The organism is bacterium (assembly GCA_026129405.1).
Lineage (GTDB): Bacteria > Desulfobacterota > Binatia > DP-6 > DP-6 > JAHCID01.
In genome coordinates this window covers 172,322-185,912 of sequence record JAHCID010000002.1, presented here as the reverse complement: position 1 = coordinate 185,912, position 13,591 = coordinate 172,322, and the positions used below count along the sequence as shown (strand labels likewise).

The following is a 13,591-nucleotide window of genomic DNA, read 5'->3' as shown; positions in this document are numbered from 1 at the left end:
GACGCCGCGATGGCGGGCTCCGATCCCGAGGCCGTCGTCGTCGGCTCGGGCCCGAACGGCCTGGCGGCCGCGATCGCGCTGGCGCGGGCCGGCGTGTCGGTGCTGGTGGTCGAGGCCGAGGACACGCCCGGCGGCGGCACGCGCAGCGCCGCGCTGACGCTGCCCGGCTTCGTGCACGACGTCTGCTCGGCCGTGCATCCGATGGGCGAGCTGTCACCGTACTTCCGCCGCCTGCCGCTCGGGGCGCACGGCCTGGTCTGGCGCCACCCGCGCGCGTCGGTCGCGCACCCGCTCGACGACGGCCCGGCGGTGATGCTGCGCCGCTCGCTGGACGAGACCTGCGCCGGGCTCGGCCGCGACGGCGACGCCTGGCGGCGGCTCGTGGGGCCGTTCCTGCGCGATCCCCACGCGCTGCTCGCCGACGCGATGGCGCCGCTGCGCGTGCCGTCGTACCCCGTCCTGCTCGCGCGCTTCGGCCTGCGCGCGATCTGGTCGGCGAATCGGCTGGCGCGGCTGTGCTTCCGCGCGCCGCGCGCGCGCGCGCTGTTCGCGGGCTGCGCCGGGCACTCGCTGCTGCCGCTGACGCAGCCGCTGACGGCGGCGATCGGCACCATGTTCGCGCTGACGGGCCACGTCGTCGACTGGCCCGTCGCCGAGGGCGGCTCGGAGGCGATCTGGCGTGCGCTCGCGTCGTACCTCGCGAGCCTCGGCGGCCGCATCGAGACCGGGCGGCGGATCGCCGCCCTCGCCGAGCTACCCGCCGCGCGCGTCGTCCTCTTCGACACCTCGCCCGACCAGCTCGCCCACGTCGCCGGCGACGCGCTGCCGGCCGGCTATCGCCGCCGGCTGCTGCGCTACCGCTACGGGCCCGGCGCCTTCAAGCTCGACTGGGCGCTCGACGGACCGATCCCGTGGCGCGATCCGGCGTGCCGGGAGGCGTCGACCGTCCACGTCGGCGGCACGCTCGAGGAGATCTGCGCCTCGGAGGACGACATGTACCACGGCCGCCACAGCCCACGGCCGTTCCTGATCCTGTGCCAGCAGAGCGAGGTCGATCCGACGCGCGCGCCGGCGGGACGGCACACGGGCTACGCCTACTGCCACGTGCCGCACGGCTCGACGATCGACATGACCCAGGCCATCGAGCGCCAGGTGGAACGCTTCGCGCCCGGGTTCCGCGACCGCATCCTGGCACGCCACACGCTCGGTCCCGCCGACCTCGAGCGCTACAACCCGAACTACCGCGGCGGCGCGATCACGGGCGGCGTCGCCGACGCGCTCCAGCTGTGGAACCGCCCGGTGACGCGCCTCGACCCGTACGCGACGCCGAACCCGCGCCTGTTCATCTGCTCCGCGTCGACGCCGCCCGGTGGCGGCGTACACGGCATGGGCGGCTTCTGGGCGGCGCGCTCGGCGCTCGCGCGCCTCGGGAAGCCGCTGCCGGCGCTCGACGCCGCGTAGCCGGCTACGCCTCGTCGCCGTCGGGCCCGAGGTGCATGCGCCGCTCGACCGCCGCCCAGCGCGCCGTCGCGCCCGGCTCGGCGCGCAGCCGCGACACGACGATGCCGACCGCGAACGACAGCGGGATCGTCACCAGGGCCGGGTTGCGCAGCGGGAACCAGGCGACGTCGGCGCCGAGCAGCTCGACGTGCACCGTCGGCGAGAGGACGATGAGCAGGATGGTCGCCAGCGTGCCGGTCGCCATGCTCGCGACCGCGCCGGCGGTGGTGCAGCCGCGCCAGAAGATCGACAGGACGAGCGCCGGGAAGTTGGCGCTGGCCGCGATGGCGAACGCCAGCGACACCATGAAGGCGACGTTCTGCCCCTCGAAGGCGATGCCGAGCCCGACCGCCACGAGCCCGAGACCCACGGTCGCCGCGCGCGCGACCAGGAGCTGCTCGGCCGGGTCGGCGTGCTCGCCGCGCACGACGTTCACCCACAGGTCGTGCGACAGCGCCGCGGCGCCGGAGAGCGTCAGCCCCGCCACCACGGCGAGGATGGTCGCGAACGCCACCGCGGCGATGAAGCCGAGGAACGGCGTGCCGCCCAGCAGCTCGGCGAGCAGCGGCGCCGCCATGTTGCCGCCCGCGTCGACGGCGCGGATGGCCTCGGGTCCGACCAGCACCATGGCCCCGAAGCCGAGCACGAAGGTCAGGAGATAGAACGCGCCGATGAGCCCGGTGGCGTAGAACACCGAGGTCCGCGCCGCCCGCGCGTCCGGCACGGTGTAGAAGCGCATGAGGATGTGCGGCAGCCCCGCGGTGCCGAACATGAGCGCGAGCCCGAGCGACAGCGCGTCGAGCGGGCTCGCGACCAGCTTGCCGGGCGCGAGCACGCCGTCGCCGTAGCGCTCCGCGGCGGCGGCGAAGAGCGCCGCGGGGTTGCCGCCGAAGCGCGCGAGCACCAGCACCGCCAGCAGCGCCGCGCCGGTCAGCAGCAGCACCGCCTTCACGATCTGCACCCAGGTGGTCGCGAGCATGCCGCCGAAGAGCACGTAGGCGATCATGGCCGCGCCGACGACGGCGATCGCCTGCTCGTACGAGAGCCCGAAGAGCAGCTTGATGAGGCCGCCGGCGCCGACCATCTGCGCGATCAGGTAGAAGACGACGGTCGCGAGCGTGCCGGTGGCGGCGGCGATGCGCACCGGCGTCTGGCGGAAGCGCAGCGCGACGACGTCGGAGAAGGTGTACTTGCCGAGGTTGCGCAGCGGCTCGGCGATGAGGAAGAGCACGACCGGCCAGCCGACGAGCCAGCCGGTCGAGTAGATGAGGCCGTCGAAGCCGGTCGTCGACACCAGCCCGGCGATGCCGAGGAACGACGCCGCGCTCATGTAGTCGCCCGCCAGCGCGACGCCGTTCTGGCCGGCGGTGATCGAGCGCCCGGCGGCGTAGAAGTGCTCCGCCGTGCGCGTGCGGCGCGCCGCCCACCAGGTGATGCCGAGCGTCACCGCGATGAACAGGAAGAAGAACGCCATCGCGACGGCGCTCGGCTCGCCGATCGTGGTCGCGGGCGTCATCGCTCGCGCAGGCTCCGGAGCGCGGGATCGTAGTGCGCGTTGGCCCAGCGCACGTAGACCCAGGTGAGCAGCCAGGACGCGACGATCACCGCCGCGCCGAGCACGATGCCGAGGCTCAGCCCCGGCGCGACCAGCCAGCCGAGCACCGGTCGCGCGAAGGCGACGGCGCCGATGAAGCCGAAGTAGATCGCGACCACGGCGGCGGTGAGCAACGTCGCCACGCGCGTCCGGGCGCGCGCCAGCGCCCGCAGCGCGTCCCCGTCGTCCCGCGGCCGCGCCGCCCGCCGCTCCTGCCCCCGCGCCATCGCGGCGCGACCGCTATCGTCGCGCCGCCCCGGCCGTCAAGGCGCAGGCCGCCGAGAGACGCCCCGCGCGACCGTCGCCGACGTCTGCGTGCCGGCCCGCGGCTCACCACGCGAGCGGCTGGCGGTCGCGGAAGAAGCCGCCGCTCGGCCCGCCGTCGGGCAGGGTCGCCAGCCAGACGATGGTGTCGATGCCCTCGGGGATCGAGCGCGGCGCCTGCTCGCCGCCCATGCGCGTGCGCACCCACCCGGGGTCGGCGGCGTTCACGAGCACGTTGCTGCCCGCGACCGCGCCCGCGACCAGCCGCGTGAGCGCGTTGAGCGCCGCCTTCGACGCCGCGTACGACGGCGCGACGTCGCCCATGGTGGCGAGCTGGCCGAGCCCCGACGACACGTTCACCACCCGCCCGTAGCCGCGCGCCCGCATCCCGGGCACGAACGCCTGGCAGAGCGCGACCGGGCCGAGCAGGTTCGTCTCCATCGTCTCGCGAAACAGCGCCGGCGGGACGGCGAGGACGCTGCGGTTCTCGTCCGGGTAGATGCCGGCGTTGTTGACGAGCACGTCGGCGCCACCGAAGCGGGCATCGACGGCCCGCGCGAACCCGGCGATGCCGGCGGCGTCGCGCACGTCGAGCGGAAGCGCCACCGCGTCGCCGCCGATGCCGCGCGCGGCGGCCTCGCCGTCGCCGCGGTCACGGCTGCCGATCACGACCGTGAGACCGTGCCGGGTGAGCGCCGTCGCCGCCGCCAGCCCGAGCCCCCGATTGCCGCCGGTCACCACCGCCACCCGCCGTCGCTGGCTCATGCGCCCACGCTAGCAGCGCGCCGGCACCATGGAACCACCGACCGCGACATGGCGCAGCGATACGATTTTGCCGCCGCACCCGGTGCGGCACCGCGCAGGCCGGTGGGCGGCGGGAGCCGGGCGCCGGTATGGGGTTTGCTCGCTGCCAGGCCGCCGATGGAGTCGTCCGCTGCCGCGCTGGAAGCGGCGTTCGAGGCCGAGGAGCGCGAGCGCTGCCGGCAGGGGGCCCTCACCGGGGCGCTCGCCGGGCTGCCGGCCATGGCCGCGTTCGCGCTCTACGACTTCACCTTCTTCCCGGACAAGGCACACACGTTCCTCGTCCTGCGGCTCCTCGTCGTCGTCGGGGCGGCGGTCGCCATCGCGTTCCTGCGCCGGCCGGCCGGCGCCTGCTACGCCCGGCCGCTCGCGTTCGCCGTATTCCTCCTCGTCGGCATGACCGTCGTGGCGATGACCGTCGCCACCGGCGGGCGCGCCAGCCCGTACTACGGCGGCATCAACATCGTGCTGCTCGCCGCGACGCTGGTGATGCCGTGGACGCCGGGCTGGTCGGCGGCGGCGTCCGGCTCGCTCATCGCGGCCTACGTGGCGGGCGTCATGGCGACGAGCGCGAGCGCCGACCCGCGCATGCTCGTCCACAACCTCGCCTTCCTCGGCTCGACGGCCGTGATCGCGTTCCTCAGCACCGTCTTCCAGCGCCGCGTGCGCTGGCGCGAGTTCCGCACCCGCACGCAGCTCCAGGCCGCGCTCGCCCACAAGCGCGACTTCCTCGCCAGCATGTCGCACGAGCTGCGCAGCCCGCTGCACGTCATCGTCGGCTACGCCGGCATGCTGCTCGAAGAGGCGGGCGCCGTGCCCGACCCGGAGCCGCGACGCCTCGTCGAGCGCATCCGCGAGCGCGGCGTCTTTCTGCACGGGATGATCTCGGACCTCCTCGACCTCTCGAAGGTCGACGCCGGGCGCATGGAGATCCGCATCGCGCCCGTTGCGGTCGACGCGCTCGCCCGGCGCGTCGCGTCCGTGTTCGCGCCCCTCGCCGCGCAGAAGGGCGTCACGCTGCGCGCGCACGTCCCGGCGGGTCTGCCGGCCGTCGCGAGCGACCCGCTGCGGCTCGAGCAGATCCTGTCGAACTTCGCCGGCAACGCGGTGAAGTTCACGCCGCAGGGCGAGATCGCCATCGAGGTGCGCGCCCTGCGCACGACGGCGACGCTCGAGGCCGAGGGCTTCCGCGTCCTCGCCGACGCCACCGCCGTGCCGCTGCGCGGGCCGGCCCTGGCGATCGCGGTGCGCGACACGGGCATCGGCATCCGCCACGAGGATCTGGCGCGCCTGGCCGAGGACTTCCGCCAACTCGACGGGGCCGCGCGCGGCGAGTACGGCGGCACGGGCCTCGGGCTCAGCATCGCCCGCCGCCTGGCCTCGCTCCTCGGCGGCTGGATCGGCGTCCGCAGCCGCTACGGCGCGGGCACGACGTTCGTGCTCGTCCTGCCGATCGACGCCGACGCCCTCCGCGCCGTCGCCTGAGACCCCTTGCGCGGCCCGCCGGTCGTACGCACCTGGCCGGGACCATGCTGACCAAGCATCCGGCGGCCGCGCGCGGCCGCACCCGCATCGACTGGCTCGACAGCCGTCACAGCTTCTCCTTCGGAGACTGGTACGACCCGAGCCGCATGGGCTTCGGCCCGCTGCGCGTGATCAACGAGGACCGCGTCGAGCCCGGCCAGGGCTTCGGCACGCACGGGCACCGCGACATGGAGATCGTCACCTGGGTGCTCGCCGGCGCGGTCCAGCACCGCGACAGCCTCGGCACCGGATCGGTGATCCGGCCCGGCGACGTGCAGGTGATGAGCGCCGGCACCGGCATCCACCACAGCGAGTTCAACCCGTCCGCGGTCGAGCCCGTCCACTTCCTCCAGATCTGGGTGATGCCCGAGACGCGCGGCGTGGCGCCGCGCTACGCGCAGGAGGCGATCCCGGCCGACGCCATGCAGGGCAAGCTGGCGCACGTGATCTCCCGCTTCGACGGCGCAGGCATCGTGCACGTCCATCAGGACGCCGACGTCCACGTCGCGCGGCTGGCGCCGGGCGACGCGGTGACGCACGCGCTGCGCCCGGGCCGTGTCGCCTGGGTGCAGGTTGCCGAGGGCCGCGTCCGCGTCGGCGACACGGCGCTCGCGGCGGGCGACGGCGCGTCGCTCGAGGACGAGACGGCCGTGACGATCACCGCCGACGCCACCGCCGAGGTCCTGCTCTTCGACCTGCCGAGCGCCTGAACGTCAGCCTGCGGCGGCGGGCCGACCGCCGATCGGGGTGAACACCCCGGTCAGCGGCAGGCGCACGACGAAGCGCGTATCGCCCGGCTGGGACGAGACGTTGAGCTGGCCGCCGTGACGGAAGACCACCGTCCGGTAGGCCAGCTCCAGCCCCAGCCCGGTGCCCTTCCCGGGCGGCTTCGTCGTGAAGAACGGCTCGAAGATGCGCGACTGGATGTCGACGGGGATGCCGGGGCCGTCGTCGCCGACCTCGATCGCCGCCCACTTGTGGTCGCGGCGGGTGCGGATGGTGATGGTGCCCGTGCCGTCGAGCGCGTCGATCGCGTTGTCGATGAGGTTGGTCCAGACCTGATTCAGCTCGCTGCCGTAGACCGGGATGCGCGGCAGCGTGCGGTCGTACTCGCGGTGCACGACGATCTTCGAGTGCTTCAGACGATGGTTCAGGATGACGAGGGTGTCGTCGATACCCTCGTGGATGTCGACGTCCTGCTGCGGCCCGCGATCGAGGTGCGAGTATGACTTCATCGCCTTCACGATGCCGACCAGGCGCTCGCCGGCGGTGCCGGCCTCGTCGAGCAGCCCGCGCGCGTCGAGGGCGGCGGCGAGCCAGATGATGGTGGCGTCGAAGACCTCGTCGGACAGCTCCGATTCCAGGCTGGAGAGCGTCTCGGGCGTGAGCCCTCCCGCCGCCAGCGCCGGCGCCACCTCGAAGCCGCGCGTGCAGCCGCGCTCCTCGCACCACAGCGCCAGCGACTCCTCGGCCTCGGACGTCGCCATGGCGTCGAGCGTGTGATGCCCGGCGCGGTATCGTTCCGCGAGACGGACGGCGTCGCGCAGCGCATCGAGCGTCTTCTGCTCCGGACCGGCCGCGGCCAGGGCCCAGGCCGCCTCTTCGAGATCGCCGAGGAGCTTGCCGAGCCGGTCGACGGCGCGCGCGACGGCGGCGGCCGGGTTGTTGAGCTCGTGCGCGAGACCGGCGGCGAGCGTGCCGAGCGCCGCCATCTTCTCGCGCTGCTGGATGTGGCTCTCGAGCCCGCGCAGGCGCGACGACACCGTGCGGAACATCGAGCGCTCGAAGGCGGGGCACTCGTGCAGCAAGCGCCGGAAGTCGTCGGGCGCCAGCTTCCAGATGCGGGACCGAACCAGCGTCTTGATCGAAACCTCCGCCGGCTGGTCGGAGAGCAAGGGGATCTCGCCGACGTACGATGGCCCGAGATGCCGCCCCGCGGGAAGCTGCGCGCCCTCCGCAGCACGCAGGGCGACCGTCTCGCCCTCGACCAGCACGATGAAGGCGTCGAGCGGCTCGCCCTGGCGCATGAGGTAGGTGCCGGCGTCGACGTGCGATTCCACGAGACGCCCGGGCAGCCAGCCGCAGCGGTCCCAGGGCAGGTCGGCGAAGAACGGAAGGGCGCGAACGGCGGCGTCGGTGATCATAGCTGTGCCAGATGTTGGTGCACGAACTGCACGGTGATGGAGCCCTCGCCCACGGCCGAGGCGACGCGCTTCACGGAGCCGCAGCGCACGTCGCCCGCCGCGAAGACGCCGGGCAGGCTGGTTTCGGTGAGAAACGGCTCGCGCACGAGGGGCCACGGCGTCGGCCGCTCGGCGCTCGGCGGCAGGTCGCGTCCGGTGAGGACGAAGCCCCTGGCGTCGCGCACGACGCAGCCGCCCAGCCAGTCCGTGCACGGCACGGCCCCGATGTAGATGAAGACCGCGTCCGCGCGCAGCCGCTCCGCCGTCCCGGTGCGCACGTCGCGCAGCGTGACCGCTTCGAGGCGATGGTCGCCGTGCGCGGCGTCGAGCACCATGCGCGTGCGGAGCGTGACGTTCGGCGTCTGCTCGAGTCGCTCGACGAGATAGTGCGACATGCTGGCCGCGATGGAGTCGCCGCGGCAGAGCAGCGTCACCGAGCGGGACGTCTGCGCGAGGAACAGGGCGCCCTGCCCCGCCGAGTTGCCTGCGCCGACGACGAAGACGTCCGCGTCGCGATACTCGATCGCCTCCGTGAGCGCCGCGCCGTAGTAGACGCCGACCCCCGTCAGCTCCTGCACCCCGCGCGCCTCGTGGGCGCGATAGGTCACGCCGCTGGCGACGAGCAGCGCGTGACAGCTCACCTCGGTGCCGTCCGAGAGCCGGACGAATCGGTACGGGCCGTCGATGCGCACGGCCTCCGCGTTCGAGAGCAGCATCTCGGCGCCGAAGCGCCGCGCCTGCGCCAGCGCGCGGCGGGCGAGATCGGCGCCGGAGAGGCCGGCGGGAAATCCGAGGTAGTTCTCGATGCGCGAGCTGGTGCCTGCCTGACCGCCCGGCGCCTCGTGCTCGACCACGGCGACCTTGAGCCCTTCCGAGGCGCCGTACACGGCGGCGGCGAGCCCGGCCGGCCCGGCGCCGACGATGAGCAGATCGTAGAACTCGCGCGCCGGCCGCGTCGTCATGCCGAGCCGCTCGGCGAGCGCGTGCGGGTCGGGATCGGGGATCCGCGTCCCGTCCTCCAGGACGACCAGCGGCAGGGCCGCCCCCGCGCCCAGCGCCTGTGCCTCGGGGTCGCGGTCGAGGTCGAGCCGACGGTACGGGATCTGGTTGCGGGTGAGGAAGTCGCGCAGGGCGTGGCCGCGCGGCGACCAGTGGTGATCGACGAGCAGGATCCCGCCCTGGCCCGGCCGCGCCGCCCCGGCCCAGTCGTCGAGCACGTCGTCGAGCACGGGGTACAGCTGCTGCTCGGGGGGATGCCACGGCTTCAGCAGGTAATGATGCAGCCCGACCCGGTTGATCGCGTCGATGGCGGCGCTCGTGTCGGCGTAGGCCGTCAGGAGGACGCGCTTCGCGTCCGGCACGAGCGGACGGACGTGCTCGAGCAGCTCGATGCCGGTCATCCCGGGCATCCGCTGGTCGACGAGGAGGAGGGCGACGGGTTGGAGCCGCTCGCGCAGCTGCGTGACCGTGCGCAGCGCCTCCTCCGGGGAACCTGCGGCGATGATCCGATAGCGCTCGGCGTAGCGCGTGCGGAGGTCGCGAGCGATGGCGCGCAGGACCTCGGCGTCGTCGTCGACGGTGAGAATGACGGGCCGCGGGCGTCCGGACGTTGGCATGGCCGGGCGACCTTACGCCGGATCCGAACCCAGCACGACGGGGGATCCGGGCGCCCCGTTCGTGCCCCGGGCCCGCGCCGAGGCGCGATCCCGGCCCCACGCCGGCGAATGGCAGCGCACGGTTTCCCAGCATCGGGCGCGGAGGCTACAACCCCCCGCGATGTCGTTGCGGGTGGTCGCCATCCTCTTCCTGCTGCTCATCGCAGGCACGCTCGGGCTCCTCACGTGGCGGACGCTGCGCGAGGGCTGGTCGGTCGAGCTCACCACGATCGGCCGCAAGAGCGGGCTGCGCCGCTCCGTCACCATCTGGTTCGTGCGCGACGGCGATCGCGTCTGGCTCCAGGCGGGCCAGGGGGGCAAGACGGACTGGTACCGCAACCTCCTCGCCTCCCCGCGCGTGGAGCTCGATTTCGGCGGCAACGAGCGGCGGCGCGGCGAGGCGTTCCCCGTCGACGACGCCGCCGAGGTGGCGCGGATACATGCCCGCTTCGTCGACAAGTACTGGATGACCCGCGTCTTCCGCCTCTTCGGCCGCGAGTTCGGCGGCGGCCGCGTCGTGCGCGTCGAGCTGTTCTCGCCGGACGAGTGAGCGAGCCCCGACGTGATCGTCGCGTCCCGCACGCCGTCCGACGCGACGGTCATCGCCAGCGCCCCGGAGACGCCGGGCTGCGCGTCGCACGCCAAGCGCTGGGTGCTCGCGGCCGCGATCCTCGGCTCGAGCCTCGCGTTCGTCGAGGCCTCGGTGCTGAACGTCGCGCTGCCGGCGATCCAGCAGGCGCTCGGCGCGACCGTCGGCGAGATGCAGTGGATCGCGAGCGGCTACACCGTCCTGCTCGCGTCGCTGACGCTCGCGGGCGGCGCGGCCGGCGACCGCTTCGGGCGCCGGCGCGTGTTCCAGCTGGGGACGCTCGGCCTGGGGATCGCGTCCATCGGCGCCGCGCTCGCCCCGGACGCGGCGACGCTCGTCCTGGCGCGCGCAGCGCAGGGGCTCGGGGCGGCGCTGCTCGTCCCGAACAGCCTCGCGCTGCTGAGCGCCGCCTTCCCGCGGGCCGAGCGCGGGCGGGCGATCGGCACGTGGTCGGCCGTGACGTCGATGGTGGGGGCGCTGAGCCCGCTCGTCGGCGGCTGGTTCGTCGACGCGCTGTCGTGGCGGCTCGCCTTCGTCGCGTTCCTGCCGCTCGTCGCCCTGACGCTCGCCATCGGCGCATGGCGCGTTCCCGACCCGCCGGTGATGCGCCGGCCCGCGCCGGTCGACTGGCCCGGCGCCGCGCTCGCCACCATCGGCCTGGTCGGCCTCGTCGGCGGGCTCATCGCCCTCGGCGGCGGCGCGACGCCCGGCGCCCTCGCGGCGCTCGGCGCCGGCACGGCCGGGCTGGTGGCGTTCGTCGCCTGGGAGCGACACACGGCTGCGCCCATGGTGCCGCCGGCGCTCTTCGGGTCGCGTGCGTTCTCAGGCGCGAATCTCCTCACCGTGCTCGTGTACGGCGGCGTCACCGGCGTGTTCTTCCTGCTGCCGTTCAACCTCGTCGAGGTCCAGGGCTACTCCAGCACCGCGACCGGCGCGGCCTTCCTACCGTTCGCGCTCGCGCTCGCCATGCTCTCGCGGCGAGCGGGCGCACTCGCCGATCGCGTCGGCACGCGGCCGCTGTTGGTGCTCGGGCCGCTGTTCACGGCGGCCGGGCTCGCCTGCTTCGCGATTCCCGGCGTCGGCGGCACGTACTGGGCGACGTTCCTCGCCCCGATGACGCTCACCGGCGTCGGCATGGCCCTCACCGCGGCGCCGCTCACCGCGGGCGTGCTGGCCGCGGTGCCGCCGGGTGCCGCGGGCGTCGCCTCCGGCGTCAACAACGCGGCGGCGCGGGTGGGCACGCTGCTCGCCGTCGCCGTCGTGGGCGTCGTCGCCCTGGCGCTCTACACGGCCGCGCTCGACCGCCGACTGGCGGCGTCGGGCGTGCCCGCCGAGGTCGCGCGCGTGCTGGTCGAGGAGCGTCGCTCCCTCGCCGACACCGCGCTGCCCCCGGGGCTCCCGAGCGCCGAGCAGGCGCGGCTCGCGGCCCTCGTCGACGCGGCCTTCGTCGACGCCTTCCGTCGCGCCGTCCTTTGGTGTGCATTCGTGACGCTGCTCGGCGGCCTCACCGGGCTCGTGACGCTCGGGACCCTCGCCGCCGATCGCGATGAAGGAGACTCGCCGATGCCCGTCTGCTCGCACCTCGACATGATCCGGCCGGTCCATCCCCACGCGCGCGGCTGCGAGGAGTGCCTGCGCCTGGGCGACGCCTGGGTCCACCTCCGCCTGTGCCTCACCTGCGGCCACGTCGGCTGCTGCGACTCGTCGAAGAACCGCCACGCGACGAAGCACTTCTGGGCCAGCCAGCATCCCATCGTGCGCTCGCTCGAGCCGGGCGAGGACTGGCGCTGGTGCTACGTCGACGAGACGGTGGTGTGAGCGGCGACGTCCCGCCCGCTTCGCCGGCGCCCACCACGGCCTGGACGCCGCTGCGCCATCGCGCCTTCCGCGCCGTCTGGATCGCGGCGCTCGCGTCGAACGTCGGCACCTGGATGCAGGAGGCCGCCGGCGCGTGGCTCATGACGTCGCTCGCGCACGGCAACCCGCTGCTCGTGGCGCTCATGCAGACGGCGGCGAGCCTGCCCTTCTTCCTGCTCGCGCTGCCGGGCGGCGCGCTCGCCGACATCGTCGACCGCCGGCGCTACCTCCTCCTCACCCAGGCGTGGATGCTGCTGTCGGCGACGGTGCTCGGCCTGTGTACGCTCGCCGGCCTGACGACGCCGTGGCTCCTCATCGGGCTCACGTTCTCGATCGGTGTCGGCGCGGCGCTCAACAACCCGGCGTGGGCGGCGATGATCCCCGATCTCGTCCCACGCGCCGAGCTGCCGGCGGCGGTGGCGCTCGGCAGCGTGGCGCTGAACGCGTCGCGCGCGGTGGGACCGGCCCTGGGCGGCGTGCTCGTCGGCGCGCTCGGCCCCGGCTGGGTGTTCCTGCTGAACGCGGCGTCGTTCCTCGGCGTGCTCGCGGTGCTGTTCCGCTGGCGGCGGTCGGTGCCCGCGTCGACGCTGCCGCGCGAGGACGTGCTCGGCGCCTTGCGTGCCGGGGCGCGCTACGTGCGTCACTCGACGCCGCTGCGCACGGTGCTCGTGCGCACGACCGGCTTCATCGTCTTCGCGAGCGCCGTGTGGGCGCTGGTGCCGATCGTCGCGCTGCACGATCTGGAGCTGGACTCCGTCGGCTACGGCATCCTCCTCGGCTGCCTCGGCGCGGGCGCGGTCCTCGCCGCGGCGGTGCTGCCTGCGCTGCGCCGGCGGCTCGGCACCGACCGCCTCATGATGGCGGCGACGCTCGTCTATGCGCTCGCCAGCGCGACGCTCGCGGTCGTGCGCGTGCCGCTCGTCGCCGGCGCCGTCCTCGTCGGCGCGGGCGCGGCATGGATGGCCGCCATGTCGACCGTCAACACCGCGGCGCAGAACGCGGTGTCGTCGTGGGTGCGGGCACGGGCGCTGGCGACGAGCCTGTTCGTGATCCAGGGCGGCATGGCCTTCGGCGCGCTCGGCTGGGGCTGGGTGGCGACCCACGCCGGCGTGCAGACCGCGCTGCTCGCCGCCGCCGGCGGCCTCGTCGTCGGCCTCGTCGTGGTGACGCGCTTCCCGCTCGCCGCCGCCGAAGGCCTGGACCTGACGCCCGCGGAGGGCCTCCCCGAGCCCGAGATCGCCGGCGCGTTCGATCCCGACGACGGCCCGGTGCTGGTGACGGTCGAGTACCGCGTCGATCCGACGCGCGCCGCCGCTTTCGGCTCCGCCATGCGCGACTTCTCGCGCATCCGCCGGCGCGACGGCGCCGAGCTGTGGGGCCTCTTCCGCGACGCCGCCGACCCGAGCCGCTTCGTCGAGACGTTCACGGTCGACTCGTGGGCGGAGCACCTCCGCCAGCACGCGCGCATGACGGTGTCGGACCGCGCGCTGCGCGAGGTGGTGCGCGGCTTCCACGAGGCCCCGGAGCCGCCGATCGTGACGCACCTCCTCGCCGCGCGGCTCGGCCCGCGCCCGGGGTGACGCCGCTGGGCAACCAAGGGGTTGCCTCGTGATCCACGCTGGGG

Annotated in this window: 11 protein-coding genes; 6 read left to right on the top strand and 5 right to left on the bottom strand. The window is 74.4% G+C overall.

The genetic code is table 11. The features are described 5' to 3' along the window. Window positions 1-9: 9 nt before the first annotated feature. Complete coding sequence (locus KIT14_09200; GenBank protein ID MCW5890716.1) at window positions 10-1,461, top strand: NAD(P)/FAD-dependent oxidoreductase; 1,452 nt, start codon at window positions 10-12, stop codon at window positions 1,459-1,461. 4 nt (window positions 1,462-1,465) lie between these two features. Here KIT14_09200 and KIT14_09195 read toward each other — a convergent pair whose 3' ends face one another. From KIT14_09195 to KIT14_09185, 3 genes are all read right to left on the bottom strand, one after another. Next, window positions 1,466-3,016 carry a sodium/solute symporter gene (locus tag KIT14_09195; protein MCW5890715.1) on the bottom strand — a complete coding sequence of 517 codons (1,551 nt, stop codon included), beginning with the start codon at window positions 3,014-3,016 and terminating at the stop codon, window positions 1,466-1,468. After that, window positions 3,013-3,321 carry a DUF485 domain-containing protein gene (locus KIT14_09190; protein ID MCW5890714.1) on the bottom strand — a complete coding sequence of 103 codons (309 nt, stop codon included), beginning with the start codon at window positions 3,319-3,321 and terminating at the stop codon, window positions 3,013-3,015. The genes KIT14_09195 and KIT14_09190 overlap by 4 nt, the downstream gene beginning before the upstream one ends. Before the next feature lie 103 nt (window positions 3,322-3,424). After that, a complete protein-coding gene (locus tag KIT14_09185; protein MCW5890713.1) occupies window positions 3,425-4,123 on the bottom strand; it encodes an SDR family NAD(P)-dependent oxidoreductase in 699 nt (232 codons plus the stop codon). Window positions 4,124-4,279: 156 nt separating this feature from the next. On the opposite strand from KIT14_09185, the gene KIT14_09180 reads away from it, so the two are divergent. After that, window positions 4,280-5,644: a HAMP domain-containing histidine kinase gene (locus tag KIT14_09180; protein ID MCW5890712.1), complete on the top strand. Its 1,365-nt coding sequence runs from the start codon at window positions 4,280-4,282 to the stop codon at window positions 5,642-5,644. Between the two features lie 44 nt (window positions 5,645-5,688). Then, window positions 5,689-6,393: a pirin family protein gene (locus KIT14_09175; GenBank protein ID MCW5890711.1), complete on the top strand. Its 705-nt coding sequence runs from the start codon at window positions 5,689-5,691 to the stop codon at window positions 6,391-6,393. Between the two features lie 3 nt (window positions 6,394-6,396). Here KIT14_09175 and KIT14_09170 read toward each other — a convergent pair whose 3' ends face one another. Both KIT14_09170 and KIT14_09165 read right to left on the bottom strand, forming a co-directional pair. Continuing rightward, entirely contained in the window at window positions 6,397-7,827 is a 1,431-nt protein-coding gene (locus KIT14_09170) for a cyclic nucleotide-binding domain-containing protein (GenBank protein MCW5890710.1), read from the bottom strand. After that, window positions 7,824-9,482 carry an FAD-dependent oxidoreductase gene (locus KIT14_09165; GenBank protein ID MCW5890709.1) on the bottom strand — a complete coding sequence of 553 codons (1,659 nt, stop codon included), beginning with the start codon at window positions 9,480-9,482 and terminating at the stop codon, window positions 7,824-7,826. Before KIT14_09165 ends, KIT14_09170 begins: the two co-directional genes overlap by 4 nt. A 160-nt stretch (window positions 9,483-9,642) precedes the next feature. Between KIT14_09165 and KIT14_09160 the strand changes: the two genes are divergently transcribed. The 3 genes from KIT14_09160 to KIT14_09150 are packed head-to-tail and all read left to right on the top strand — an operon-like array spanning window position 9,643 to window position 13,547. After that, complete coding sequence (locus tag KIT14_09160) at window positions 9,643-10,071, top strand: nitroreductase family deazaflavin-dependent oxidoreductase (protein ID MCW5890708.1); 429 nt, start codon at window positions 9,643-9,645, stop codon at window positions 10,069-10,071. 12 nt (window positions 10,072-10,083) lie between these two features. Beyond that, window positions 10,084-11,928, top strand: coding sequence for an MFS transporter (locus KIT14_09155; GenBank protein ID MCW5890707.1), 1,845 nt, complete (start codon window positions 10,084-10,086; stop codon window positions 11,926-11,928). Continuing rightward, window positions 11,925-13,547 carry an MFS transporter gene (locus KIT14_09150; GenBank protein MCW5890706.1) on the top strand — a complete coding sequence of 541 codons (1,623 nt, stop codon included), beginning with the start codon at window positions 11,925-11,927 and terminating at the stop codon, window positions 13,545-13,547. The genes KIT14_09155 and KIT14_09150 overlap by 4 nt, the downstream gene beginning before the upstream one ends. Window positions 13,548-13,591 lie beyond the last annotated feature (44 nt).

Excerpts from the sequence above, each read along its gene's own strand:
- KIT14_09200 (MCW5890716.1), top strand. The coding sequence starts at position 10 with ATGGCGGGCTCCGATCCCGAGGCCGTCGTCGTCGGCTCGGGCCCGAAC.
- KIT14_09195 (MCW5890715.1), bottom strand. The coding sequence starts at position 3,016 with ATGACGCCCGCGACCACGATCGGCGAGCCGAGCGCCGTCGCGATGGCG.
- KIT14_09190 (MCW5890714.1), bottom strand. The coding sequence starts at position 3,321 with ATGGCGCGGGGGCAGGAGCGGCGGGCGGCGCGGCCGCGGGACGACGGG.
- KIT14_09185 (MCW5890713.1), bottom strand. The coding sequence starts at position 4,123 with ATGAGCCAGCGACGGCGGGTGGCGGTGGTGACCGGCGGCAATCGGGGG.
- KIT14_09180 (MCW5890712.1), top strand. The coding sequence starts at position 4,280 with ATGGAGTCGTCCGCTGCCGCGCTGGAAGCGGCGTTCGAGGCCGAGGAG.
- KIT14_09175 (MCW5890711.1), top strand. The coding sequence starts at position 5,689 with ATGCTGACCAAGCATCCGGCGGCCGCGCGCGGCCGCACCCGCATCGAC.
- KIT14_09170 (MCW5890710.1), bottom strand. The coding sequence starts at position 7,827 with ATGATCACCGACGCCGCCGTTCGCGCCCTTCCGTTCTTCGCCGACCTG.
- KIT14_09165 (MCW5890709.1), bottom strand. The coding sequence starts at position 9,482 with ATGCCAACGTCCGGACGCCCGCGGCCCGTCATTCTCACCGTCGACGAC.
- KIT14_09160 (MCW5890708.1), top strand. The coding sequence starts at position 9,643 with ATGTCGTTGCGGGTGGTCGCCATCCTCTTCCTGCTGCTCATCGCAGGC.